This is a genomic window from Pseudobutyrivibrio sp. MD2005, assembly GCF_000621865.1.
Lineage (GTDB): Bacteria > Bacillota > Clostridia > Lachnospirales > Lachnospiraceae > Pseudobutyrivibrio.
The window spans coordinates 43,203-68,948 of record NZ_JHXE01000009.1 but is presented as its reverse complement, the minus strand read 5'-3'; the positions used below and the strand labels follow the sequence as shown (position 1 = coordinate 68,948).

General features: G+C 39.1%; 19 protein-coding genes. 8 read left to right on the top strand and 11 right to left on the bottom strand.

From position 1 onward, the window contains the following. Position 1: 1 nt before the first annotated feature. On the bottom strand, positions 2 to 1,078 hold the full coding sequence (locus T498_RS0103165; protein WP_028234671.1) for an acyltransferase family protein: 1,077 nt from the start codon (positions 1,076 to 1,078) through the stop codon (positions 2 to 4). Between the two features lie 164 nt (positions 1,079 to 1,242). Here T498_RS0103165 and T498_RS0103160 point away from each other — a divergent pair, with 164 nt between their 5' ends. Next, positions 1,243 to 2,310, top strand: a complete 1,068-nt coding sequence (locus T498_RS0103160; protein WP_036977720.1) for an acyltransferase family protein — start codon at positions 1,243 to 1,245, stop codon at positions 2,308 to 2,310. After that, on the top strand, positions 2,311 to 3,954 hold the full coding sequence (locus tag T498_RS0103155; protein WP_051524558.1) for an LTA synthase family protein: 1,644 nt from the start codon (positions 2,311 to 2,313) through the stop codon (positions 3,952 to 3,954). It begins immediately after the preceding gene. 616 nt (positions 3,955 to 4,570) lie between these two features. Here the strand turns inward: T498_RS0103155 and T498_RS0103150 are convergent. After that, a complete protein-coding gene (locus T498_RS0103150) occupies positions 4,571 to 7,852 on the bottom strand; it encodes a DUF5107 domain-containing protein (protein WP_028234668.1) in 3,282 nt (1,093 codons plus the stop codon). Positions 7,853 to 7,999: 147 nt separating this feature from the next. Here T498_RS0103150 and T498_RS0103145 point away from each other — a divergent pair, with 147 nt between their 5' ends. Further along, complete coding sequence (locus T498_RS0103145; protein WP_028234667.1) at positions 8,000 to 8,860, top strand: AraC family transcriptional regulator; 861 nt, start codon at positions 8,000 to 8,002, stop codon at positions 8,858 to 8,860. A gap of 505 nt (positions 8,861 to 9,365) precedes the next feature. Here the strand turns inward: T498_RS0103145 and T498_RS0103140 are convergent. The 3 genes from T498_RS0103140 to T498_RS0103130 form a co-directional block, all read right to left on the bottom strand. Next, positions 9,366 to 10,421: an arabinose ABC transporter substrate-binding protein gene (locus T498_RS0103140; RefSeq protein WP_028234666.1), complete on the bottom strand. Its 1,056-nt coding sequence runs from the start codon at positions 10,419 to 10,421 to the stop codon at positions 9,366 to 9,368. Between the two features lie 64 nt (positions 10,422 to 10,485). Then, entirely contained in the window at positions 10,486 to 11,472 is a 987-nt protein-coding gene (locus tag T498_RS0103135) for an ABC transporter permease (protein WP_028234665.1), read from the bottom strand. Continuing rightward, positions 11,469 to 12,977, bottom strand: a complete 1,509-nt coding sequence (locus tag T498_RS0103130) for a sugar ABC transporter ATP-binding protein (protein WP_028234664.1) — start codon at positions 12,975 to 12,977, stop codon at positions 11,469 to 11,471. The genes T498_RS0103135 and T498_RS0103130 overlap by 4 nt, the downstream gene beginning before the upstream one ends. 238 nt (positions 12,978 to 13,215) lie before the next feature. On the opposite strand from T498_RS0103130, the gene T498_RS0103125 reads away from it, so the two are divergent. After that, complete coding sequence (locus T498_RS0103125) at positions 13,216 to 14,211, top strand: aldose epimerase family protein (protein ID WP_028234663.1); 996 nt, start codon at positions 13,216 to 13,218, stop codon at positions 14,209 to 14,211. On the opposite strand, the gene T498_RS0103120 is transcribed toward T498_RS0103125, so the two are convergent. Next, on the bottom strand, positions 14,212 to 15,102 hold the full coding sequence (locus tag T498_RS0103120) for a M15 family metallopeptidase (RefSeq protein ID WP_242839200.1): 891 nt from the start codon (positions 15,100 to 15,102) through the stop codon (positions 14,212 to 14,214). It lies immediately after the preceding gene. A 67-nt stretch (positions 15,103 to 15,169) separates the two neighbouring features. On the opposite strand from T498_RS0103120, the gene T498_RS0103115 reads away from it, so the two are divergent. Continuing rightward, positions 15,170 to 15,826 (top strand): hypothetical protein, encoded by a 657-nt coding sequence (locus T498_RS0103115; RefSeq protein WP_028234661.1) that lies wholly within the window; start codon positions 15,170 to 15,172, stop codon positions 15,824 to 15,826. Between the two features lie 618 nt (positions 15,827 to 16,444). Here T498_RS0103115 and T498_RS0103110 read toward each other — a convergent pair. The 3 genes from T498_RS0103110 to T498_RS0103100 form a co-directional block, all read right to left on the bottom strand. Continuing rightward, positions 16,445 to 17,284 carry a MurR/RpiR family transcriptional regulator gene (locus tag T498_RS0103110; protein WP_051524557.1) on the bottom strand — a complete coding sequence of 280 codons (840 nt, stop codon included), beginning with the start codon at positions 17,282 to 17,284 and terminating at the stop codon, positions 16,445 to 16,447. A gap of 74 nt (positions 17,285 to 17,358) precedes the next feature. Continuing rightward, positions 17,359 to 18,864: a PTS transporter subunit EIIC gene (locus tag T498_RS17210; protein WP_028234659.1), complete on the bottom strand. Its 1,506-nt coding sequence runs from the start codon at positions 18,862 to 18,864 to the stop codon at positions 17,359 to 17,361. 39 nt (positions 18,865 to 18,903) lie between these two features. Further along, positions 18,904 to 19,596, bottom strand: a complete 693-nt coding sequence (locus tag T498_RS0103100; protein WP_028234658.1) for an N-acetylmannosamine-6-phosphate 2-epimerase — start codon at positions 19,594 to 19,596, stop codon at positions 18,904 to 18,906. A 277-nt stretch (positions 19,597 to 19,873) separates the two neighbouring features. On the opposite strand from T498_RS0103100, the gene nagB reads away from it, so the two are divergent. From nagB to T498_RS0103085, 3 genes are all read left to right on the top strand, one after another. Next, positions 19,874 to 20,638 carry a glucosamine-6-phosphate deaminase gene (gene nagB, locus T498_RS14665; RefSeq protein WP_051524555.1) on the top strand — a complete coding sequence of 255 codons (765 nt, stop codon included), beginning with the start codon at positions 19,874 to 19,876 and terminating at the stop codon, positions 20,636 to 20,638. After that, positions 20,635 to 21,741, top strand: a complete 1,107-nt coding sequence (gene nagA, locus T498_RS0103090; RefSeq protein ID WP_028234657.1) for an N-acetylglucosamine-6-phosphate deacetylase — start codon at positions 20,635 to 20,637, stop codon at positions 21,739 to 21,741. Before nagB ends, nagA begins: the two co-directional genes overlap by 4 nt. Positions 21,742 to 22,059: 318 nt before the next feature. After that, positions 22,060 to 23,133, top strand: a complete 1,074-nt coding sequence (locus T498_RS0103085) for an NAD(P)H-dependent flavin oxidoreductase (RefSeq protein WP_028234656.1) — start codon at positions 22,060 to 22,062, stop codon at positions 23,131 to 23,133. A 47-nt stretch (positions 23,134 to 23,180) separates the two neighbouring features. Here the strand turns inward: T498_RS0103085 and T498_RS0103080 are convergent, their stop codons facing one another. After that, positions 23,181 to 24,392, bottom strand: a complete 1,212-nt coding sequence (locus T498_RS0103080; RefSeq protein WP_028234655.1) for a class I SAM-dependent rRNA methyltransferase — start codon at positions 24,390 to 24,392, stop codon at positions 23,181 to 23,183. A gap of 23 nt (positions 24,393 to 24,415) precedes the next feature. After that, complete coding sequence (locus T498_RS0103075) at positions 24,416 to 25,660, bottom strand: nucleotide sugar dehydrogenase (protein ID WP_036977717.1); 1,245 nt, start codon at positions 25,658 to 25,660, stop codon at positions 24,416 to 24,418. Between the last annotated feature and the right edge of the window lie 86 nt (positions 25,661 to 25,746).

Sequence of the window (25,746 nt, the reverse complement as noted above, 5' to 3'; positions counted from 1 at the left end):
ACTATTTTAATTTAAGAAGCTGTTTTTCAAATAAATGCCAGCTTGCAAATGATAATGGGATGACTATAATCGCCGTCATCAAAAGATTGATATATGGATCCATATGAAGGACCTGATAGCCGTCTGGGCTAGCCCCCATAACATCAATCAAACGCTGTTGGATAAAAAATGACATTACATAAACGCCATAGGAAATATCTCCAACTTTATTGTAAAGCTTTGAAATGCCATAGTATCCAAAGCCAATATACATTACTATATATGCCCCAAATAGCGCAAATGCTATTTCATAATCAGCAAAATATGGAACCGCAAGCACTCCCACTACAGCTATTAAAAAATATTTAAAGGATAGCACTATCTTATCCCTGTAGATATAGTACATAGCCCCAATTTCAAACTCCATGGAAAGCCTTCCGAAATTGATGAATGGCGTATTGGAAAGCCCCATAAAAGAGCCCTCTTTTATTCCATAGGAAAACAAAAGAAAGATTCCTAATGAGATTGCGATTATGGCAAATATTGCTTTTTTATATTTCTTGCAAAGTGGAACAAAACCAAGCACTAACAGGTAACATATAACTTCAAACTGCAGTGTCCATATGCTTCCATTGGAACTTTGATTAATGTGAAATGCAAAAACACCTGGCAATCTGTTTCTTCCTGATATAAAAACAAGATTCAACAGATATTCCTTAACCCATGGATCTGCGTAGTATTCCTTGTGGGATACGCTTGTAAACATAGGGCCGAAAATATATGTAGTTGATAAAATAAACACAGCCAAAAGTGGCCATATTCTAAGGAACCTTGCCTTGAGATATTTAATTATGTTATTGCCACGTTCGTAGCTTCTGTAAATCAAGAAACCACTTATAACGAAAAATATATCAACACCTACCTGCCCCGACAAAGCCTTATGAAAGGTCAGGGTATACATTAAATCCGCTTCCTGATTAGCCTGACACAATGCAAGAGAATGCATATACATAACCATTGAGGCTGCAATCAATCTAACCAGATTAAGATTATTATCAGTACCTGTAGATGAATCACCTAGGGTTCTAATTCTGTTCATTTAAATCTACCTAACTCTTAAATGATTTTTAATCATTAATCAACTGATTTATTTTATCATATCCACTTTTGACATACAAATTTCTGTACGCATTATAGATATAAATGTTATAATCTTTGAAAGTGTGACTTCAAAAGTTTACATAAGAAAGGATTACGCTTTTAATGAATAAAACCAAAAATAATGCCATTCAAGGGCTTAGATTTTGGGCCATCTCCCTCATTATTGCATCCCACTGTGGATTGTTAATGCAGGGCGGATTAGGCAACACCATATTCTTTGCCATGAGCGGCTTTTTTGTCTGTAGGCCATATTCAACAGACGATTACGAATATAAGTATTTCAACATAAAAAGCTTTGTAAGCTACTACAAAAAACGTTTGGTACGCATCATTCCAGCCTGCTGGCTGTGCATGCTATTTGCTGCATTCGGACTACGCTTCTTCGATTTCAGAGATTTCTCAACCGAACACAGCTTGCTACTAAACATGTTTTTTATTAAGAGCAAAAATCATCTGTGGTTTTTACAGCAGGAAATTGTATTCTATGCCTTTGCTCCATTTTTATTATTGCTCTTAGGATTAATAAAAAAGCTGCTTGCTCTTTTTGTAAAAAAGGCTATTTACATAAATCTTATTTTATTTGCTTTCCTTAATTTAGCTGTATACATCACTTATAAATACTCTATTTACACAGGATTACAGCTCTATGCAAACGGTGGGCCTCAGCTATTTAAGATATGGTTTTTCTTAATCGGTATGTCCTTTGCTTACCTATTAAAAGCTATCAAAAATACACATATTCAAAATGCTAGCCTGACAAAACTACTCAAAGCTCTAGGCTCAGTATTTGTATTTATCTGCCTTGTTCTTTCAATATTAAGCTCAGAGCAGATTTTGTCACAGATTAACTCAAAATATACTGGCTTATATGTAGGCTGGACCTACGCTATTTTTATTACATACGTTGCATCTGCTGTTTTAGTTGTTATCAGCTTACTTTCATCAGATAGTATCTGCTGCAGATTCTTAGGCAACAAGTTATTCACAGTAATTGGAAACGCAAGCTTTTCCATGTATTTGATTCATGGTTGCCTGCTTTCATATTTTGACAAGCTATCTGCTTACAGCAGCTTCATTACAATTTACGGCATCACTTTGGCTATCGCCATGGCGGTTTACACTTATGTGGAGCAGCCACTTATGAAACTCTCAGCTAAGGAGAATAAATAATTGCTTAACAAGTTCAAAGACAAAGCTTTTAGAGAAAGCATTTTAACAGGAGTGAAGTTTTTATTTGCTATCATACTTACTCTTTTGACATACACCACAACTAAAATTCCCACCTATCTTGTAATTGGTTTGGTGGAATTAGTTTTTATATTTTTCATCTACAATCTACTGGTAGAAAAGCATATAGGCCTATGGCTTTTGGCGAATCTGCTGTTTTTCATTTACATAGCCCAGATGTTGGTGCTTTATTTCGGCAACAGCTATGTAACTATGACAATGCTTAAGAATATCAAATTCTTAGAGGATTTAGGCGGAAGAATTGTTGCCTACGCATTAGGTACCATACTGGTACTTGCGATTGTTGCTATCAGAGGTAAATCCCTTACCAAAAAGATTAATAAAAAAGTCATTGCAGGAATCCTTGTTTTGCTTTTGATTTCTGAAATAGGGCTGCATTTCGAATACAAGCGTTTCAGCCCTGTGCAAAGCTTTGCCACACTAGCTGTAGACCAAATCAGATATAATCAGGTAAAAAAGGCTCAGGCAAATCCTGAAGTTGCCCTCAAGACTTATTATCGCGATAGTCTTGAAGATGCCATTGTAAAGCCTGATAATCTTCCAGAAAATCCTAACGTAATCGTGATTTTCACAGAAGGTTTATCTTACAATATCATCTCCGATGAACGAGATATAATGCCAAATCTACAAAGCTTTGAAAAACAGTCTCTAAGCTTTAAGAATTACTACAATCACACCTTCCCTACACTTAGAGGTGTTCAGGGGCAGCTCTACAGCGGGTACAAGTTAGATGACGACGAAGTTGGCAACAATCTTATATCAATGCAAGATATTTTCAAAGCCAATGGATATCGTACAGATTTCATCAACGTAGAGCCTTACAACGAAGAATTCAACCGCTATTGCGCTAATTTAGGTTTTGAAAATGTAGTTACAGACACACGTCACGTATCTGGCTACAACCTCAGTATGACAGATGATGAAGCTTACAATTTCCTTTATGCATACGCCAAGGAATTAGACGAAGCTGAGGACAAGCAGCCATTCTTCTTAAGCATTTATACCTTCGGCACCCACGTATCTTTTGATGCTCCAGAAAATGGCGCCACTTACGGCAACGGAAAGAATGCAGCGCTCAACAGATTCTACAATCTGGATCAGCAATTTGGCGAGTTTCTAGAACTCTTCAATGCCTCTGACATGGCTGATGACACCATACTAATTTTCACCACAGACCACACAACCTACGCCGACCAGGACTACTCTAACGCATTTCCTGACCACAAGCGTGATTGTACAGATGTAGACACTATTCCACTTTACATCTACTACAAAGGAATCGAAGCTAACACCATCGACGTAAACGGTCGCAACTCACTTTGCCTTGCACCAACAGTCCTTGATTACCTGGACATTGATTCAGAGAACTATTTCCTTGGAACTAGTCTTTTCAATCCAGATGCAAGTAGCGAATTCGACACCACATTTTATGACGCCTCATATCTAGTTAGCACCGCCGATTCGCAAATACGATACCTCGACGACCTAGAAATCGAAGAATTTCTAAGCCAGGTACTAGCCTACTACAGCGCCCTGGAGGCAGACGTTTCAAAGCTCAGCCAGTAAGGCACGCGCCCAGCTAATAGCTCTAGTTCCGGCCTCGGCCCAACTCAGCCCGCCGGCCTTGCATGGGGCACAATTTTGCGAATATTGCTGTTTTTCTTATGAACCAATTTGTACAGCCCACATGTGTCTTGTTGCGGAATGAACCGTTTTGAAAAATTGTTTTTAGGGTGGCGGACACTGAAGTTTTTCATGTACTTCTCAGGCTAAGGGAAAACTTGGTTGATTTTGAAGTGCGCTTAGTAAAATAAAAGCAGGTTTTGCAATATATAAGCATGCGGTGCCATGGACGGCAGCGCAAGTGGTCACTTAAAACACGATGTTGAATGTGCCACGGTGATTATATATGCAAAACCTGCTTTGTTATTTTACTTAGCAAACGTAATATGAAACCAAGTTCCCTTAGTCTGAGAAGTACATTTTAATTTTTAATATGTGTGTCCGCCTCCCAAAAACTGTTTTCAAACCTGTACAGGCCTGCAAAAGACACATGTAAAAAGGGCTGTACAAAGGTTCATTAGAAAAACGCAATATTCATGCAATGTGCCCCATGCAAGGCCGGCGGGCGGGACTAATCTGGGCCGAGGCCGGTCTGGGACTTACATACGGGGCGCTTGCTTTAATGCTTTGCCAACAGGAGATAGTGGAGAGCGTTTTGATGATTAGCGTCTATAGATAGGACTTTTTCGAAATTGTCGGCTGCCTTTTTGGTGTCACCTAATCCTAAGTATCCGAGTCCCATTAGGTAGTAGCAGTGTGCGACATTTTTCTCGTCCATATCCGCATCAAATACTGTCATATCTGGCATTGAAACGGCGAAATAATCCATTTTGAATTTGTCACGGATGTGAGCTTCACCGTAGTCAATCAACTTGTAAAATCTGGCATTAGCTTCCTTTATTTTGCCTTGTTTTTTCTTGGCTAGGCCTTGATATAAAATCATGTCTGCTGGCTGATCGTAATAGTACATCATGCCTGCGACTTCCATTGCGCCAAGGGTAGCTTTTTCATAGCATTCATTAGCCTTATCGGTATCTCCTAAAGCTTCGTAGGCCTCTCCCAAATAGTAGTAAAGATTGTTATCCTTAGTACCATCCAAGCGGCCTTCTCCAAGGTTTTCAGGATAAGACATAGCTTCTTCTATTTTTGACCTGGCAGCATCAAAAGCTTTGTTTTCTAAATCCTTGAGGGCAAGTCCTAGCAAGGCAAACTTGAACTGAAATGTAATCTTTCCTTCCGCACCTTCCCATGTCTGGAAATTGTGCTTCGTAATCATTTCGTATGCCTTTTCATACTGCTGACAATTGTTTAGAAGTGTCACATATTCTGTGTATAAATCGTCTCTTTTTTCAATAAGCTCAATATGTGCGTTGTATAGCTCTAATCGCTTGTCAAAGCTTGTCTGTAGCTTTTGATAAAGCTGGTCTAGCTCAAGGAATACTCTGGCATCACTCGTATCAAGCTTAAATGCTTTTTCAAGACACTCTAATGCTTTATCCTTTTCACCAGCTTTGTTGTAATAAGCAATAGAAAGATTTCTAAGCAAGGTTGGATATGTGTCATCCAGCTCTTTTGACTTTTCCCAAAGCTCAATTGATTTGTCATACTGCAATTTATCGTAATATAGGCAGCCTAAGTAGTAATATGCTTTTGCTCCCTTCGGATTTACGATAATTGCGCTGTTAAGTATTGCAATCTCCTCAAGCTTGTTAGGGAAGGTGTAAGTAGGATTTGCTTTTTCAGCTAATGAAAGCTGTGCTTTTGCGTCATCCACCTTACCAAGCTTATTAAGATAATATGCCTTGTAATAATGAATTAAAGGCTTCTCGCCAGTGTACATTTCAAGCACATTGCAGGCAGGCTCATAGCAGCCCCACTCAGCAAAATCTCTTGCTGTCTGTAAATATGTCTCGTGGAATTCTCTTGTAACTGCATGGAATACATCTTCATCTTTTCTGTTCTTTGAAATAGTAAGCTTTAAGAACAAGCTGTTAAAGTCAAAGCAATCGATTTGAAGATTCTTCTCAATCTGGTTTAGGGCTTCCTCATCTCTTCCCATGCCATGTAAAATGCAAGCCTTTAATCCTAACGCCTTTACGTTATGTGCATTTTTAACCAATCCCTTATCTACAAGGGCAAGCGCTTCTTCATAATTGCCTCTTCTATTCTCAATGGCAGCAAGATAGTAGAATGACATCTCCTGAAGCTCACTCTTCCATGTTGCTTTGTAAAATGCATCAAAGGCGTCATCATACTTTTCTTGGAAGAAAAGGGCCAAGCCTAAGTTGTAGTAAGGCTCACTGTCGTATGGATTTGGATGCATCAAAGTAAGTCTTTCTAAAGCTGTGTTAAAGTATTTTTCAGCCTCTGAAAATAAACCTCTTCTAAGAAGCAGCTGACCATATGCATTGTTAATTCTTGTGTCGTACTTGTCACGTTTAAGGCCCTCCAAGTAATATGGATCTGGCAAATATGTTGCGTGTCTATACTGCTCGATGTGTTGGCCTGTCAGATATAATTCTTCGTTCGTCTGAAGATCTGCAGGGTCTTTGGCAGCCTTTGCAGGTTCGGCAATTTCAGGTATTCCCTGATCAACAGCCTGATAGCTTACAAGCTCTTTATCGTCATAAGATATCACTGTTTTTATATCGTATATACGATTATACTTAACAGGAACTACTTTCTCGTATATATCACATGGACCAATCTTAATCTTCTCTGAATAAACTTCCTCATCATTGCAGAATATCTGAAGCAATGCATTGTCATATACTTCTGTGCCGTAAGCACATACATATAATCCATCTTCTTTCTCTTCTGTATTAAGCACTGCATGTATGCTTGCATTTTTAACCTGACCAACCTTTTTATAAGGCATGAAATACTGATAGAAAACTTTTTCTTCTTGAGGTGAAAGCCAAGAAAAATCAGGCTGATTATCGCAATACATACCTGTCATTAGTTCAATGTATGGGCCATCCTCATCTGTAAGATTTCTATCCCAGGCCTTTCCAAAGCTGCCACAGCCCCATGTCCACTGCTTCTTTCCAGGAGACACATGATGATCTGCTACGTGTAATAAACCTGCCTCTTTTTTGTAATCATATCCGCCAACAAAATTGTAATCTGATTTTTCTGCCATGTATGATGTTGGAACTGGAATATTTTTATAGCGGGAAATATCCACACCATCACTGTAATCGTATTTGTAGTATTCTCCTGTTGCTATTGGAAATCTTGAAACTGCTCTCTTACCGTGGTCATATACATTATGGACATCTGGCGGAAAGATTGACTGTGTATAGTCATTTACAGAAACAGCTGGATTTGCCCACCACAAGAATGTCTGAGGCATTGCAGTTCTGTTGTAAAGCTGTCCTCTGATTTCTATATATGCTTTTCCTGGATATAGAGTGAAGGTGGTATTCTCTTTTGTTCCGTTAATCTGATCCACATCACCTATAATCAAGGATTTGCTTCCGTCGATGTTTTCAACAATCTTATAATCAACCGGACTGTATGTTGTTGGCCTGTGATGCTGCGGCCAGTTGAACTCGATTCCACCTGAAATCCATGGGCCTGTAAGGCCAACAAGAGCAGGCTTAATTACATGATTGTAATAAACAAAATCATAGTCATTTGTCTTGTCATAGGCTCTTTGGATACGACCTCCAAGCTCTGGCAAAATCATCACTTTTATATATTCATTCTCCAACCAAACAGCCTTCCACTCATGGTCCGTTTTGGTACGACTGATTTCCTGTGTAGTTGGATATGGATATATTTTTCCAGTGCTTCCCTGATATACACGCTTTTCAAGGAACATAGGATTTTTATCCGGCTGTCCAACCTCATAGGTAGGTATAACCAATTTTTCTTCCCAAATTTTTACTTGGTCCATTATAACCTCCCAACCATTTTCTTTTATATTCTTGCCTTTTCATTTTTCATTCATTAAGATAATTATATAAGCGAAATCCCATATATTCATTACATCGATTTGCTTATTTATTTTTAAAATTTGCTCTTATGCAGCGGGGAGAAAAATATGTATTCAACTGAAAAATATATCAATCCAAAGTCGGATTACTACATCTACACTCCAGGCTCTGTTGCCCGGAATCTATTCTTGTACCCAACCATAATTGGTCATTTTAAATACGAAAAAGGATATCGTCTTTACCGTGAATCCTTCGATAGCTTTTTATGCATTTTTATAAAGCAAGGATCATGTATCGTGAAGACGTTAGGACAGACTTTCACAGCCCATGAAAATCAGGTTGTTTTCTTAGACTGCTATCAGCCACACTCTTATGAATCTGATACACCTTGGGAAGCAGAATGGTTCCATTTTGACGGACCACTGGCACGAACATATTTCGAAACAATTACTCAAAATAAAAATGTTGTTTTAAGTCTGTCTGCAACCTATCGCTTTGAAAAATATCTTTCAAAGATTTACACAGCGTTTAAAAACTCAGATCCGATAAGCGATGCAATTATGAATAACTGGATTGTAAATCTGATGACAGAATTAATTGTTTCAAGAGAAGAAAATGATGGCCCAACCAATTCCAGTGATGTTATCGAAGATATTGTATCCTACATCATGGACCACTTGTCTGAAGAACTTTCTTTAGAGGAACTGTCATCAAAGGCTAACCTTAGCCCATTTTATTTTTCTAGATTGTTTAAAAGAGAGACCGGATTTTCTCCACATGATTACATCCTCACATCAAGGATTAACCACGGGAAATATCTGCTTCTTACCTCGCAGCTTTCTGTAAAAGACATATGCTTCCGCCTAGGTTTCAGCAGCGAAAGTGCCTTTTGCACTGCCTTTAAGAAAAAAACTTGCCAGTCCCCTGGAGACTTTCGCGCCACTCACACTGCCGACAGAAATGAATGACTCTGTATAGCCCCTGTTTCTAAGCAACTAGAACCCAAACTATTTCAATAGTCATTCGCGGATAAAATTCCATTTTTTATTAATTTTATATGTGTGGTTGAGATGGCAGCAAGAGCTGTATTGCGAGCTACACGGATAAACAGTGTTGCAAGGGGAAAAAATATCCGCGCACAGTAGGAAGGAACGAAGGTTTCATAAGGCAGTTCGGGCTCTAGCGCGGATAAAACGTACTCTAAAAGCATGATATATCTGCATTTGGGAGAGGCGAAGAGGCTTATGGTGGCTTTATGTGCGGATACAATCCTGACGATACTTTAGTATGTATACGCGCTTGCAATAATGTGTAATTAAAAGAAAATGACATTCACGGATACATAAAGCAAAAAATAGATTTGTATCCGCGTAAAAAATACAAGTAAAAGGAAAGATGAACGCAAAAGAATATTTATGAAAAAAAGAAGTTGCCACTTGTAAATCCAAATGGCAACTTCTTTAGTTTTAAATGTTATTTAGCAGCATCTCCCATTACATCTTTGTATGTTTCTGGAGTTACTACCTCAGCATCCACTGCTGTTTCCATATCTACATCTTCACCTGCGATGATTTTGTAGAGAACATCTACTGAGCCCTTACCTACGCTGTCAGATGAGAAGTATGCTGCTGCCTTCATGCATGTGCCATCAGCGCCCTTGTTGTTCCACTCATCCTTTGCCATGTATGCACCAAGGCCAACAACACAAGCGTCCTTATCAAGACCTGCACTTTCAAGGGCACGGCAAGCACCGATTGTTCCCTCTTCGTTTGCACCAGTTACAAGCCACTTCTTGATTTCTGGATGAGCTGTAAAGATAGCTGCTGCTGCAGTGTTACCTTTTTCTGTTGTTCCATCGTAGTCTGCCTTGAAGATTCTGCTCTCGTCAAAGTCTGGGCATGCAGCTGTAAAGTTGTCATACTCACCTTCTGCACGAGGTACGCAAGATGAAACTGTATCCATTGTCATGATAAGAAGACCACACTCTTTATCAGTAACTAAATCGTTCTTTGTAGCGTAATCTGCAAGCCAATCACCATTTGCCTGACCGATTACGTATGCGTTGATTCCTACCCAAGGAGCAATTTTGTTGCCATCGTTATCCTGAAGCGCATCATCAGCTGCTACAATAGGAATACCAGCTGCCTCACACTTTTCAACAACAGCCTGGCTCATAGTCTGGTCAGGGATACATGTAACAATACCCTTAGCGTTGTTTGCGATTGCATTATCAATTGCCTTTAAGTACTCTTCTGGGCTCATCTTTGCATCAACATATGTAAATGAATCTCCGTTAGCCTCAACAGCTTCTTGAGCTGCTGCACCTTCGTCGATAAACCATGTCTGATCACCAGCCTTGTAAATACCGTAAACTACACCAGATTCTCCACTAGCTGCAGTTGTTTCTGTACTATCACCTGTTGCCGCAGGCGCAGCTGCTGTTCCATCATCTGTAGATATTGCGGAACAAGCTGTTACGCTCAAAGCCATCATGGATACCAAAATTGCACTTAAGATTTTTTTCTTCATAAACTTTCCTCCTTAAACCCCTTAGGTTTTAAATATTTTTAACATACAACGTATGTTAGTTACATTAAGCTGCATTCTTCATAGATGCTTCTAATAGTTCTCTTTCTCTCTTCTGCTTTCTGATGTAATCAGTTGTAAGAGCAAATAATAGTAATGCACCACGTGCTACATACTGCCAGAATGATGGAACATTTACCATTGTAAGTCCTGTGTTGAATGACTGGATAAGAACGATACCAAGGATTGTTCCTCCCATTCCACCAACACCACCCATGAAAGATACACCTCCAAGGATAACGGCTGTGATAGCATCGAACTCAAGGTTGACATTGGCTGCTGGCTGTCCTGAATTCATACGAGATGAGAAGATGATTCCACCGATTGCACAAAGCACTCCCATCAATATGAAACATGTAAGAATAATACGTTGCGGATTAAGGCCTGCAAGTCTTGCGGCATCTTTGTTTCCACCGATTGCATAAATGTTTTTACCAAATGTTGTCTTTGCAAGAATGATTCCAAAGATAACAATGAAGATAATCATAATCCATACTGCAAGAGGCACTCCGAAAATACGAAGCTTACCAATCAAAAGATATGTAGGATCAGTGATTGAAACAGGCTTTCCATCGCAAATGATATAAGCAAAACCTCTGATAACTGATTGAGTAACAAGTGTTGCGATGAATGGATCAAGTTTGATTTTATTTACCATAAATGCGTTAAACACTCCAATAAGTGCACCGCAGATTAAAGTGATAATACAAACAAGCCCAAAGGATAATCCTGCTGATGAAAGAAGTGCTGCCAAAACTCCTGTAAAGGCAACTACAGCACCAGGTGACAAATCGTTTTGTGCTGCAATAATAAGATATGTATGTCCTATTGCAACCAAGCCTACCAAGGATCCTGCTACCAAAATATTTACAATGTTTGTAGGTGTAATAAAGTTTCTATTTAATGATGTAAAAATGATGAAGACCACAACAATTGCCGCAAGCATTGTCAATTTATCTCCGCCAATTTTAAATTTTTTAGTTTGTCCGCTCATGCTTCTTTTACCTCCCCAAGCATTCCCATACTAAGAAGACCATCTTCCGTAACTTCTTCTCTCGACATTTCTCCCACGATTTTCAAGCCTCGCATTACGATGATTCTGTCAGATAATCCAATTACCTCTGGCATTTCTGAGGAAATAAGAATTACTCCCATGCCCTGCTTAGCAAAATCGCATATCATCTGATAAAACTCTGCTTTAGCTCCAACATCTATTCCCTTTGTTGGCTCATCCATAATGAGAACCTTTGGGTTTGTGGATATCCATCTTGCAACGATACATTTCTGTTGATTACCACCTGAAAGCTCTACGATTTTTTTGTCAGGAGAAGGAGTTTTGATGTTAAAGTCTTTTATTCCTCTTGCTGCAACCTCCTCTTCCTTTTTGCTATCAACAAAACCAAACTTATTAGAGTTAGCTTTCAACATTGAAATGTTGATATTTTCGGCAACACTAAGATTTGCCAGTATACCCTGCATTTTTCTGTCTTCCGGCACAAGAACAATTCCATTTTCCTGTGCATCATGTGGCGACTTATTATCTATCTTCTTCCCCTCAAGAATAACCTCGCCTGTTTTCCTCTTATCTGCGCCGATGATTGCTCTCATCAGCTCTGTTCGGCCTGCCCCTACCAGGCCTGAGAACCCAAGAACCTCTCCTTTATGAAGTACAAATGAATTCTCCTTAACATAATCACTAGAGACATTTTTTACTTCTAGTAACACATCTCCAATTTCATTATTTCTATCTAGCTCGTTGTAGATATCTCCTAAGTCTCGGCCAACCATCATCTTTATCATCTGTGACTCTGGCACCTCACCTGTCACTACCGTATCTACGTATTTTCCATCCTTGAAAATTGCCACCTTATCAGCAATCTCCTGAATCTCATTCATACGATGCGATACATAAATGATGATTTTTCCTTCAGCCTTAAGCTTTCTAATTACCTTAAAAAGCGCATCTATTTCTGCATCTGAAAGTGATGCTGTAGGCTCATCAAAGCAAATAACTTTAAGATTATCTCTGGAATATGCCTTCATGATTTCTACCATCTGCTGATAGGCGATGGACATATCCTTTACTTTTGTATTAGGGCTGATTGGCAAACCGAAATCATCAATGATTCGTTTTGCTTCCCTATTTGCCTTTGCTGAATCAATAAATCCTAGCTTTGATGCTGGCATTCGTCCAAGGTAAATATTTTCTGCAACTGTAAGTTCCAAAAGAATCTGGCGCTCCTGATAAATAACAGATATGCCATCTTCAATCGCTTCATGTGGTGACATGTAGTGCTTTAACTCACCATTTAAAATGTATTCTCCAGCAGTTGGCTGATAGTCTCCATTTAAAATTTTAAGCAGAGTGGATTTTCCTGCTCCGTTCTCGCCGAGAAACGCCAGCACCTCTCCGCCGTATGCTTTAAATGAAATATCATCTAACGCCTTAACGCCTGGAAAGTATTTTGAAATTCCTTTAAATTCCAATACATCTCCCATATTTAATACCCCTTACTGCTATTAACTTATTTTGAAAAAAATGAAAAACAAGAATTTGATTTGTGACTTTTTATTATCCCTTACACTTCGAATTATATTGCTTAGACAGGCTAATTCCATTAGAAGAATTTGCTGTTGTATTTTAAAATCTTGCTCTCATTTTGTTCCAACTGTATACTTTTCATTGTGTTTCATTCATAATTTTAGTAAAAAGTAACAGCATTTTAGGAGGGCTATCATGATTAAGTATCAGCTTTCAAAAATCAAAACCGAAAATAGCGAGGAGTTTTCCTATATTCTAGCTTTTCTCCCTTTATCTAAAGATTCATATTTGGAGATTGAATTTGTTTCATTGGGAGCTGGTATTAGAAGAATTACATATATAGATACAGCTAGAGATATTAAAAAACTGCTCACATTAAGTTACAAAGATGTTTTTGAATCTTGCCACAACCCATCACTTGCCGGCCTGACAATCGGACCAAACGCTGGCCGCCTCGAAGCTAACAAGAACATCACTTTAAAAGATGGCTATGCGCATATCACAGTCTGCCTTCCTGACAATGAAGATGGTGTAAAGCAGATACATGGTGGAAGCCATAAATTGTCTGATCAAAATTGGCATTTTGAAGGTGCTTCTAATTTGGATGATGGTTCACTTGAAGTTAGGTTTTCTAATGCTCAAGAGGACGGCCTAGACGGGTGGCCGGGTAACAGAAAATACCAGGCACGATATCGTATAAGCGATAATGGCACATTAACCATCCATTTTGACGCCACCTCAGATAAAGATACTTACATCAACATGACCAATCACACCTACTGGCTCCGAGACAACCTTAATCTAAAAATCAATTCTAATTCTTACATAAAAAATAGAGACGATTTCCTACCAGAAGAAATCGTCTCTATAAATGATGCTTCGTATTATCAAGTGACCACAGATGATATCTTGAACAACGCCTTCTTATCTGAGGATTGTAGCGAACCTATTGCATCACTTGAATACAGCGACATACCTTTAAAAATAAATCTTTCCTCAGATACTCCCGCACTCGTCGTATACACTGGCGACTATCTGGATAACACAGCATTACTTTGCAACAACACCTGCTCCGCCCCAGCCTGTGCCATAGCCCTGGAGCCTCAGGAACTATATCCATTTACAAGTACCCGTCTCACAACACCCACCAACAACTTCGAAAGAACTATCGTATATACGTTTTCAGTCTAATTATTTTTCGAAGTGCTGGTAGTCCTTAGAAGATGACCATGCGCCCCCCCAGGAAAAGCCATGGGCTATGAATAATTGATAGGCTAAATCATTCTCGTCGATCTTGTGTGGAAAATCCTTTGTGCGATCAACATATTCTGTGGAATTAGCAGGCTCAATGTTGAGATTTCCATTTACTGTTTTAATGTATGGGTTGTACAAAGGATTGATGTCGATTGCCATACCTTTTCCGTGGTTTGAAATCTTTGTAGTATGACTTATAAATCTAAAGTTGAATGCAGAGGAATTATTATCTGCCATGGATGCCTCATCTTCTGCATTGTACTCATCCACAAGCTTAATCTTTTCTATCTGATAGCCGGCCTCATAAAGGGCCTCAAATATCTCTAATAAATCTTCTGCAATAGCTTTGTTGCATATGATTTCGCCTTCGTGAGTCTGCCCGTCAAATCCTACATGCAAAACATGAAGATATCGTAAATCCGATACTGGCACTGTGCAATCATCCTTGTATGATTTACCTTTTATCCTGGCGAAAATATCGCTATCTTTAGTAAATTCTATTCCGTAAAAATTATCTGTATCTTTTACTTTTGTTGTAGTCATTTTTATCTCCGATTGATTATTAATCTCTGGTTCTTCTGTTGTTTCAGGTTCTTTTAAATCCTGTTCTTGTGTTTGATTGCTGGTGTCAGCAGATGTTTCTTCCGCCACATCTCTCTCTGTCTCCTCTTGTTGCTTTTCTGCTTCAGACTCATTTTCAGTCACTTCTGCTTTTTCATTTTCTACAACCACTGGCTCCACCGGGTCGTTTTCTACCACATTATGTTGCCCACATGCTGTGATAGTCATTGTAATTAGCATCCCTAAAGCTATTAATCTTTTCCTCATTTTACCTTTCCTTCATGGAATAACTCTCTCTAATCTTGTATAATAGCCAAAAGAAAGGGAGAATTCAATGAGATCAGGAAGTTTAATAGTACTAGACGAAATACGACACAAGGATTATCACAGCATAAGATTCATTTGTGTCCTGATATTCTTTGTGTTTATGACATTATCCATTATGCAAATGAACTCCGCAAAGGAGTTTGAAGACTATGTTTCCGCACCCGCCTATGTTACAGACGTATCATCGAGACAACAATACAGAAAATCCGGTGTAAGGACACTTTACTCTTTTACAGTCCACTGGGAATACGAAGGCCAAGAATATCAAAAGAAATATACAGATCTTTTAGATCCACATTCAGGTTTAGACGAAGTGCATATTGCACCAGACAATTCCGATATGACCTTAGGAAGTTCCGAAGGAAGCATTCAAGGCGCAATCATGACTCTGTTATTCTGCGCAGTTGCATTTGTAGTGTGGACAATATTATTTATCATTTCCAAAAATAAATGCTACGAAGTAAAAGAAAATTGCTACATGGGAATTGGCCTCTGCTCACTATCATCTATAATGACTGGGTTCTTTTATCACGTAGTTTCAACAGACCCCCGCTATCAAAAAAGTGTTTCAACAATGGGCGCTCTCCTCACGGTTAGTGTCATCGGATTAACAGTCAGTATCATCCTGCTAATAATCGTTAAAAGAATCGCAGCAAGGAAATAACTCCTTGCTGCTTTTTTGCCGCCATTCACAGTGCTGTTATAGTAGTGTATGGTCACGCTGCATACCAAGCCGGTAACTGAATGATTTTGCGAATATTTGTAGTTTTTCAATGGGCAAAATTTAGGCATAACACATGTGTCTTGTTGCGGGATGAACTGTTTTAAAAAATGGTTTTTATTGGCGGACACTGTAGTTTTTATTGTACTTCTTGGTCTAAGGGGACTTGGTTTCATATTACATTTGCTAAGTAACAAGACAAAGCAGGTTTTACATATCTAGGTACCGTGCTCCATGCGACGTCGTGTCGCTTGCGCACTTGCGCTGCCGTCCATGGCAGCGCATACCTATATATTGCAAAACCTGCTTTTTTGTTACTAAGCTCATTCCAAAATCAACCAAGTTCCCTCTTAGCCTAAGAAGTACACTTTACTTTAATAATTGTGTCCGCCAAATAAAACCATTTTTTTAAACTGTACAAACCTGCAAAAGACACATGTAAATAAATATGTCTAAATTGCCCATTAGAAAAACCAAATATTCTTGCAATATTCAGTTACTGGCTTGGTATGTAGCGTGAGCCACCTCTCGTTTGTCTGCACTATGAATGGCGGCAACCCGTTATTTTGTTTGCGAGATTCGTGTCATATCTGAATTGAGCTCTGCGAGAGTCATTTCGTGTAGCGCTTCTTTTCCTAATCTGTCGATTTGAAGGATTTCGGCATACAAGAGGTCCAGCAAAATTAGGATTGGAAACTGTGGTGATATCAGCTTTCCTAAGTCCAGCATTTCCTTTGTTGGGATTGGAAGCAACTCATCGCAGAATTCATCCCACTCTGTTCTATGGACTGCGCTAATCATAACCGTGGCAGCTTCTTTTTTCTTGGCAGTTTGAAGCGCGCGCATAACCATTGATGTATTACCACTGACGGTGATTCCAATTGCTATGCAGTCCTTATTAAGGATAGCTGAATTCATATTCATCACGTGTGAATCTGTAATGCAGTCAATGTCGATTCCTAGTCTCATAAGTCTTAGCGCAAACTCATCTCCTGCTATTCCAGATGAACCTTTGCCATATATAAACACGCGCTTCTTTTCTGTTATCAATCCTGCTACACGCTTAATCTGCTTCTCGTCCACAAGTGTATAGGAATGGTTCAAAAGCTCCTGGTAAGTGTTTAATATATGCCTTGTCTCATCCCTGAGGACTCGCTCTCCTTCGGCTGAGAATTGTTCCTGATAATGAAATACAAATTGGCGATAACCAGTGTATCCACATTTTTTCGCAAACCTTGATAAGGTAGCTTCTGATATGAAAAGCCTGGATGCAACCTCTTTTGCAGAAAAATCTTCCTTGCTTCTGTTGTTTAAAAAGTAATCTGCCGCTGTTCTTTCCGCTGTAGAAAACTCCTCATAATGTAATTTTATGATTGGTAATATATCTTTTTCATATTGCATAATCATTCCCCCAGTTATAAAAGAAAACCCTCCACGGATACTCCGTGGAGGATCTCTATAAAAACGATAATCAATTAGTCATCTAAATTCAAGATTTCCGCAATATGATTCTTGTATAAAATCGCTTTTGCACCGTAAATAGCCTGAATTCCACCCTTAACATCAAGTACTCCTGTAGCTCCCAATGCCTTAAGAGCTTCTCTATCTACCTTATCAGGATCCTTTACAGATACTCTAAGTCTTGTAACACAAGCATCTACTTCTTCGATATTTGCTGCTGTTCCAAGAGCTGCGATAATCTTTACAGCATCTTCCCTTAAGCTTTCCTTGCTAACAAGGTTACTTCTTGTGTCTTCAATAGACTCATCGTCGCCTCGACCTGGTGTCATAACGTTGAACTTTGTGATTAAGAATCTAAATGTAAAGTAGTAAAGAGCAAACCAGCATACACCTACAATCGGAACTAATATCCAATTTGTCTTTGAATTGCCTTGAAGCACACCAAATAGCAAGAAATCAATAAATCCGCCTGAGAATGTATTTCCAATTGAAATATTTAACGCATCTGCAATAAGGAAAGATACACCATCAAGGAATGAATGCCATACATAAAGCCAAGGTGCAACAAACAAGAACATGAACTCAAGTGGCTCTGTAATTCCTGTAAGGAAAGAAGTAAGTGCTACACCGAGGAATAAACCACCGTACATCTTTCTCTTGTCCTTTGGTACGCAGTGGTACATAGCAAGAGCTGCGCCTGGCAAACCAAACATCATAGTGTCAAATCTTCCTGCGAAGAAACGTGTTCCATCTGTAAATAATCCAACATGATTAGGATCTGCAAGCTGTGCAAAGAATATTGTCTGAGCACCTGCAAGCTGCTGTCCTGCTACTGTTTCAACACCACCCAGCTCTGTATACCAGAACATTGGATAAATCATGTGATGAAGTCCTACTGCACCACAAAGTCTCATTAAGAATCCATAGAAGAATGTACCAATAATACCAGCCTTTGAAATGAAATCTCCTGATGCGATAAGAGCATTCTGGAATGGTGGCCAAATGATGAAGAAAATCATTCCAATAAAGATAGCTGCAAATGATGATACTATAGGTACAAATCTAGAACCTCCAAAGAAACCTAACACCTGTGGAAGCTGAATGTTGTGATAACGATTGTGAAGATAAACTGTAACACAACCTACAACGATTGCTCCGATAGCACCAGTGTCAATTGCATTGCCATCCGGCTTAAAGATAGCAAGCATTGCTGCAATTGTTGCATTCATAACAAGGTATGCTACAACACCTGCAAGTGCTGCTGTACCTTTGTCTCTTTTTGCCAAGCCCACGCAAAGGCCAACGCAAAGCAGTAACATCAGATTCGCAAATACGATATTACCAGCAGCTGCCATTATACTAAAGATTGCCTGTAGCCATCCGTGATCTAATATAGGATAAGCGGCAACTGTTGTCGGATTAGATAATGAACTTCCGATTCCAAGTAACAAACCTGCTGCAGGTAGGATTGCTATTGGAAGCATAAATGCCTTGCCCAATTTTTGTAATTGTTTAAACATAAATTCCCTCCCTTTTCATGTAAGTTAATAGTAACTTATCTAGATTAGAGCGTCTGTAAAGCTCTTTGTTATCAACTGAGGTCTGGTAATGATTGAGCCAACCACTGCACAATAGCATCCCAAATCAATTACTCTTCGTAATTTTTCAGGAGTATTGATGTTCCCCTCGCCAATAACAGGATGTTTAACAGATGCTAAAATCTCTTTTAGTAGTGCAAAATCATCTTTTGCCAATACTAAATCTTTGCTTTCTGGTGTGTATCCCACCATTGTTGTGCCGATGAAATCAAAGCCAAGTTCATCAGCTTTTTTTGCCTCCTCAAGAGTTGAGCAATCCGCCATAAGCAACTGATTTGGATACTTTTCTCTGACAGCCTTATAAAAATCATCTAGTACTACCCCATTTGGTCTAAGTCTGTCTGTAGCATCTAATGCAAGGATATCAACTCCTTCAGCTACCAAAGCGTCCACTTCCTCCATGGTAGGCGTAATGTAAATCTGCGAATCGTCATAGTCTTTTTTTATTATGCCTATGATAGGAAGATCTACATTTTTCTTTATTTCCTGTATGTCCTCCACTGTGTTAGCACGTATTCCTACTGCACCGCCTTGATAAGCAGCCAGCGCCATTCTTCCCATAATAAACGATGAGTGTAATGGCTCATGTTCCAGTGCCTGACAGGAAACAATTAGTTTTCCCTTTAATGAGGCTATTTTTGAATTATCATTCAAGTCACTTAGCACCTCCTTATTTATATTCCCCATATTTCTTTATATGTAAACTATAACAATGGCTAAATGAACTTTCAATAATCCAACCTCATACTGAAAGTGCATTTACATTTTTAGTCAGTTTTATGCATTTCTTACTATTTAATCTGATGATTGATGATTTAATATTGTGCATATTAACCATTCTGCGAAAGTACTTTCATACTATTGACATCTTCTAGATAATTATTTCAAAGGACGATATAATACAGACAACCAGATATTTAGGAGGTGGCTTATGCGTATCTATGTAGCAAATGATTACAACGATCTTAGTAGAAAGGCTGCCAATATTATTTCAGCCCAAATCATAATGAAACCCAATTGCGTATTAGGTTTGGCCACTGGCGCCTCTCCCGTTGGAACCTATAAACAATTAATTGATTGGTATAATAAGGGAGATTTAAATTTCGAAGAAGTTAAATCTGTTAATCTTGATGAATATAAGGGGCTTGGTCCTGATGATGAACAAAGCTATGCCTACTTCATGCACTCTAACTTTTTTAATCATATAAATATCAAACCTGAAAACACTTATTTACCAAATGGACTTGAGGCTGATGAAGCAAAAGAATGTGAAAGATACAACGGCATCATCACCTCGGTGGGAGGTATAGATTTACAGTTACTAGGCATAGGGTGTAATGGTCATATAGGTTTCAATGAACCTGGTACAAGCTTTGGAAAAGAGACTCATTGTGTTACCCTAAGTGATAACACTATCGATGCCAATGCCAGATTTTTCAAATCAAAAGATGAGGTTCCAAAGCAAGCTTATTCGATGGGTATCAAAAGCATTATGCAGGCCAAGCAAATTTTGCTAATCGCCTCAGGAGAAAACAAAGCTGATGCCCTTTACAACAGCATATTAGGGCCAATCACACCTGCAGTCCCTGCATCGATTTTGCAACTTCATAATAATGTTACTATTGTTGCCGATAAAGAAGCTCTTTCAAAAATACTTGTAGAACACACAATTACTTCTGGAGGAAATTTACAGTGATTATAAAAAATGGAAATGTATACTGTTCAGATTTCAATTTTAGAGTTAAAGATTTAGCCATTGTTGATGGTGTAATCTCATCTGATTACGATACAGCTTCATCCGACGGCATTGTATTAGATGCCACTGATAAATATATAATTCCCGGATTAGTGGATATCCACTCACACGGTGCCAAAGGACATGATTTTTGTGATGCAGATATCAATGGCTTAAAAGAGATTCTTCGCTATGAAAAAAGCTGCGGTATCACAAGCTACTGCCCTACTTCTATGACCTATTCATTCGACATATTAAAGGATATATTTAAGACGGCTATTGAAATCGAGGAAGACACTAAATTTGCTAATATTGCCGGCATCAATATGGAAGGGCCTTTTATATCTTTCAATAAAAGAGGGGCCCAGAATGAAAAATATATTCAAACCCCTGACATTGATATGTTCAGACAGTTAAATCGTATATGCGATAATAAAATAAAGCTAATTACTCTTGCTCCTGAAGTAGAAGGCTCTGCTGAATTCATTCAAGCATTAAAGGATGAAGTTAATATTTCACTTGGGCACACCGAAGCCAACTACGATAAAGCAATGAATGCATTCAAGCTAGGTGCTAATCATGTAACTCATCTATGCAATGCAATGCCACCTTTCTTACATCGTGACACCGGAGTATTTGGAGCTGCCGCTGATACACCTGAAGCTTTCGTAGAACTTATCTGTGATGGCATTCACATTCATCCTTCTATGATTCGAACTATTTTCAAAATCTTCGGAGCAGAGCGCATTTGTCTAATCAGTGATTCTATGGAAGCCACTGGCATGGAAGATGGCGAATACCAATTAGGTGGTCAAAAAGTAATCAAACAAGGCCATTATGCCACACTTGAAGATGGTACCCTGGCAGGTTCAGCCTCAAACCTTTTTGACTGTATGAAAAAAGCCGTGGAATTTGGTATACCGCTAGAGGATGCGATTAGAGCGGCAACAGCTACACCTGCTGCAAGCGTCGGACTCTATCCACACATAGGCTGTCTCAATGAAGGTTCAAAGGCCGATATATTAATTCTTTCCAATACACTCGAATTAGAAGAGGTAATCTAGCATCAGCTAGATTATCTCTTTTCTTTTGATGTTATTCTATATATGTATAACTCTTTTTCTAGTAATTGTTGAATAAGCCAGTTCCAGATGTTGCACTTCATCAAGTACACGTTATGCCACAGCTGTGTATTATATTCCTACAAGGCTTATATATTGGCTTCATCTGTTATTTATCATTATATTAATTCTATCGTATATCTAAGAATTCTTAATAACATTTCTCGTGAAAGAATTGACAAATCCGCTCTATAAATGTATCATTTCGTTGACATTAGTTAAAACTTTTATAATATTTATACGCATTTATGGAGTAACAAAATGAATATTAATGGAAAAGAACTAGCACATGGAATTATTCAAGGTGGTATGGGTGTAGGCGTTTCCTTATCTGAGTTAGCTGGAAACGTTGCAAAGCAAGGCTGTATGGGTGTAATCAGCTCTGTAAACATCGGTTTTAAAGAGCCTGACTTTTTAAAGAATCCATTTGAAGCTAATATTCGTGCTTTAAAAGAGCATATTAGACGCGCAAAGGAGATATCCGGTGGCAACGGATTAATTGGTGTTAACATCATGGTTGCTGTTAGCCATTACAGTGAGACTGTTAAGGCTGCCATTTCTGCTGGTGCAGATGCAATTATTTCCGGAGCAGGCTTGCCTTTAAAGCTAGCAGAGCTTGTAAAGAATTCTGATACGCTTTTTGCACCTATCGTATCAAGCAAAAAAGCCGCATTGTTATTATGTAAGACCTTCTCACAAAAGAACGGTGTACTCCCTGATTTCATCGTAATCGAAGGTCATAAAGCTGGCGGTCATTTAGGTTTTTCAAAGGAAAATCTTGTTGAGGACACTTGCCAGGATAATTTACAGATTTTGAAAGAAGTATTAGAGGTAATCAAACCTTTTGAAGAAAAGTTCCAGAAGAAGATTAAAGTCTTCTTAGGCGGTGGTATTTTCACTGGTGAGGATATGGCAGATGCTATTAAAGCAGGTGCCGATGGCGTGCAGATGGGTACTCGTTTTATCGCAACAGATGAATGCGATGCTTCTGATGTATTTAAGAAAGTCATTGTAGACAGCAAGCCTGAAGATATCAGAATCATCAAGAGTCCAGTTGGAATGCCTGCAAGAGCCGTATACACTCCTCTTCTACAAAGTTTGGATAAAGGTAAGACATTCTTTGCAGATAAATGCAGCGCCTGTCTTACAGCCTGCCCTAAGGGCGATAAAATACCATATTGTATCAGTCGCGCACTTATAGCTGCTGTAAATGGTAATTACGAAGAAGGCTTATTCTTCTGTGGAGAAAATGCATCTAGAGTAAAAGAAATTATGCCTGTTAAAAAACTTATTAATGAACTTCTCAGCGATTGCAATGCCGCATTAGCTAGATGAAAGTACTATAGCAAAGGCCGTGGCAATTAGCCACGGCCTTAGTATTTTTATTTCTCATCCACAACCTGGAACACTAAAAACTTAAGATAATAGCTTTCATCTGCAGCCCAAAGAATTGGGTGGTCAGGTGCCTGTGTACGGAATTCCACCTGACGAAGGCGCTTGTGAGCCGCCTTTGCAGCCTGGCCAATAACCTTAACAAACAAATCCTGTGTCATGAAATGAGAGCAGGAACAGGTTGCTAAGTAGCCGCCATCCTTTACAAGCTTTAAGCCTTTCATGTTAATCTCGCGATAGCCCTTCATAGCGTTCTTTGTAGCCTCACGAGATTTTGTAAATGCAGGAGGGTCAAGGATTACTACATCATATTTTTCCCCTGCTTCTGCAAGCTTAGGTAGTTCATCCAAAACATTTGCCTGACGAAACTTTACAGTGGAATCTAAGCCATTAAGCTTCGCATTTGCGGTAGCCTGTGATACAGCAAACTCTGATATATCAAGGCCCGTTACATCAGCCGCTCCAGCTATACCTGCATTAAGAGCAAAGGTTCCCATATGTGTAAAGCAATCAAGGACCTTCTTACCTTTGCAAAGACGCTGGATAGCAAGACGATTATATTTCTGGTCAAGGAAGAATCCAGTCTTTTGACCATTCACCACATCTACCATATAGTGAACACCGTTTTCTACTATCTCAACATTAGTATCAAACTCTTCACCTATAAATCCCTTATATGGCGCAAGGCCTTCCTTTTTACGAACTGCTGCATCGCTGCGCTCATACACACCTCTGACATTAAAGCCATCCAAGGCCATGTATTCTTGTAACGCATTTACGATATCAAGCTTGAATCTATCGATTCCAAGTGCCAGGGACTCTACAACAAGTACATCATCATACTTATCTATTACAAGGCCTGGTAAAAAATCTGCCTCGCCAAATATTACTCTACAGCAATTTAAATCCTTTTCAAGTAATACGGATTTACGATATTCCCATGCGTTTTTCACACGCATCTTTATGAAATCGGCATCAATGAGCTGCTCCTTGTCGCGGGTCATCATGCGCACTCTAATCTTTGAATTAGTGTTGATGAAACCGCGGCCCATCATATATCCATCAAAATCATGGACGATAACGATGTCACCATTTTCGAAGCTACCCATGACTGTGTCAATTTCATTGTCAAAAATCCAGGCACCGCCCGCCTTAATTGTGCGGCCTTCGCCCTTCTTTAAAGTTACTATTGCTTCACTCATACTATGTCCTTTAATCTTTAATACTAATCACGAGAGAACACATCACGTGTATAAACCTTATCGCGAACATCATCAAGGCACTGGTTGTAGCGGTTTGCAATGATGGCATCTGACATCTGCTTAAACTTCTCAATGTCATTTACCACACGTGAACCGAAGAATGTTGTACCGTCTTCAAGTGTTGGCTCGTAAATGATTACTGTAGCGCCCTTAGCCTTTACACGCTTCATAACACCCTGAATTGATGACTGACGGAAATTGTCTGAGTTAGACTTCATTGTAAGACGATATACGCCGATTGTAACTTCCTTTTCAGCCTCTTTGCTGTACTGGTTAGACTCGCCATATCCATAGTAGCCAGCCTTCTTAAGAACCTGATCAGCAATGAAATCCTTACGTGTTCTATTTGACTCAACGATTGCACGGATAAGCTCCTGTGGAACATCATTGTAGTTTGCAAGAAGCTGCTTTGTATCCTTTGGCAGGCAGTATCCGCCATAACCAAATGAAGGATTGTTGTACTGGTCTGTGATACGAGGATCAAGACATACACCCTTGATAATAGCCTGTGTATCTAATCCCTTTGTCTCTGCATAAGTATCAAGCTCGTTGAAATAGCTAACACGAAGTGCAAGATATGTGTTAGCAAAAAGCTTCACAGCCTCTGCCTCTGTAAATCCCATAACAAGTGTATCGATATTTTCTTTGATTGCACCTTCCTGGAGGAGTGCTGCAAACTCGTGGGCTGCCTTTGTAAGTGCCTCATCATTTTCATCTGTACCAACAATGATACGAGATGGATAAAGATTGTCATAAAGAGCTCTAGATTCACGAAGGAACTCAGGGCTAAATAAAATCTTATCAGAACCCATCTTCTCACGGATTCTCTTTGTATAGCCTACAGGAATTGTAGACTTGATTACCATAAATGCATTAGGATTAACCTTCTGCACAAGCTCGATAACAGCCTCAACAGCTGATGTATCAAAGTAATCCTTTGCACTATCATAATTTGTAGGTGTTGCAATAACGACAAACTCTGCATCCTTATATGCGCTCTCGCCATCAAGTGTTGCAACTAAATCAAGCTCCTTATTTGCAAGATAATCCTCAATCTCAGGATCAACAATTGGAGACTTTTTATTATTGATTAAATCTACCTTTTCTGGAACTACATCTACTGCTACAACATGGTTGTGCTGTGAAAGCAGTGTAGCAATTGAAAGTCCTACGTAGCCTGTGCCGGCTACTGCAATTTTTCTATCCATTATCTTTCTCCTAATCCGGCCCTGTACTTCATTACTCCGTGCTCCCGCAAGCCATCTCCCGTTGCGGTTAAGGTATCCTCCCTAAA

Bases quoted from the DNA above. Each gene is read 5' to 3' on its own strand.
- T498_RS0103165 (WP_028234671.1), bottom strand. From the start codon at position 1,078: ATGAACAGAATTAGAACCCTAGGTGATTCATCTACAGGTACTGATAAT.
- T498_RS0103160 (WP_036977720.1), top strand. From the start codon at position 1,243: ATGAATAAAACCAAAAATAATGCCATTCAAGGGCTTAGATTTTGGGCC.
- T498_RS0103150 (WP_028234668.1), bottom strand. From the start codon at position 7,852: ATGGACCAAGTAAAAATTTGGGAAGAAAAATTGGTTATACCTACCTAT.
- T498_RS0103145 (WP_028234667.1), top strand. From the start codon at position 8,000: ATGTATTCAACTGAAAAATATATCAATCCAAAGTCGGATTACTACATC.
- T498_RS0103140 (WP_028234666.1), bottom strand. From the start codon at position 10,421: ATGAAGAAAAAAATCTTAAGTGCAATTTTGGTATCCATGATGGCTTTG.
- T498_RS0103135 (WP_028234665.1), bottom strand. From the start codon at position 11,472: ATGAGCGGACAAACTAAAAAATTTAAAATTGGCGGAGATAAATTGACA.
- T498_RS0103130 (WP_028234664.1), bottom strand. From the start codon at position 12,977: ATGGGAGATGTATTGGAATTTAAAGGAATTTCAAAATACTTTCCAGGC.
- T498_RS0103125 (WP_028234663.1), top strand. From the start codon at position 13,216: ATGATTAAGTATCAGCTTTCAAAAATCAAAACCGAAAATAGCGAGGAG.
- T498_RS0103120 (WP_242839200.1), bottom strand. From the start codon at position 15,102: ATGAGGAAAAGATTAATAGCTTTAGGGATGCTAATTACAATGACTATC.
- T498_RS0103115 (WP_028234661.1), top strand. From the start codon at position 15,170: ATGAGATCAGGAAGTTTAATAGTACTAGACGAAATACGACACAAGGAT.
- T498_RS0103110 (WP_051524557.1), bottom strand. From the start codon at position 17,284: ATGCAATATGAAAAAGATATATTACCAATCATAAAATTACATTATGAG.
- T498_RS17210 (WP_028234659.1), bottom strand. From the start codon at position 18,864: ATGTTTAAACAATTACAAAAATTGGGCAAGGCATTTATGCTTCCAATA.
- nagB (WP_051524555.1), top strand. From the start codon at position 19,874: ATGCGTATCTATGTAGCAAATGATTACAACGATCTTAGTAGAAAGGCT.
- T498_RS0103085 (WP_028234656.1), top strand. From the start codon at position 22,060: ATGAATATTAATGGAAAAGAACTAGCACATGGAATTATTCAAGGTGGT.
- T498_RS0103080 (WP_028234655.1), bottom strand. From the start codon at position 24,392: ATGAGTGAAGCAATAGTAACTTTAAAGAAGGGCGAAGGCCGCACAATT.
- T498_RS0103075 (WP_036977717.1), bottom strand. From the start codon at position 25,660: ATGGATAGAAAAATTGCAGTAGCCGGCACAGGCTACGTAGGACTTTCA.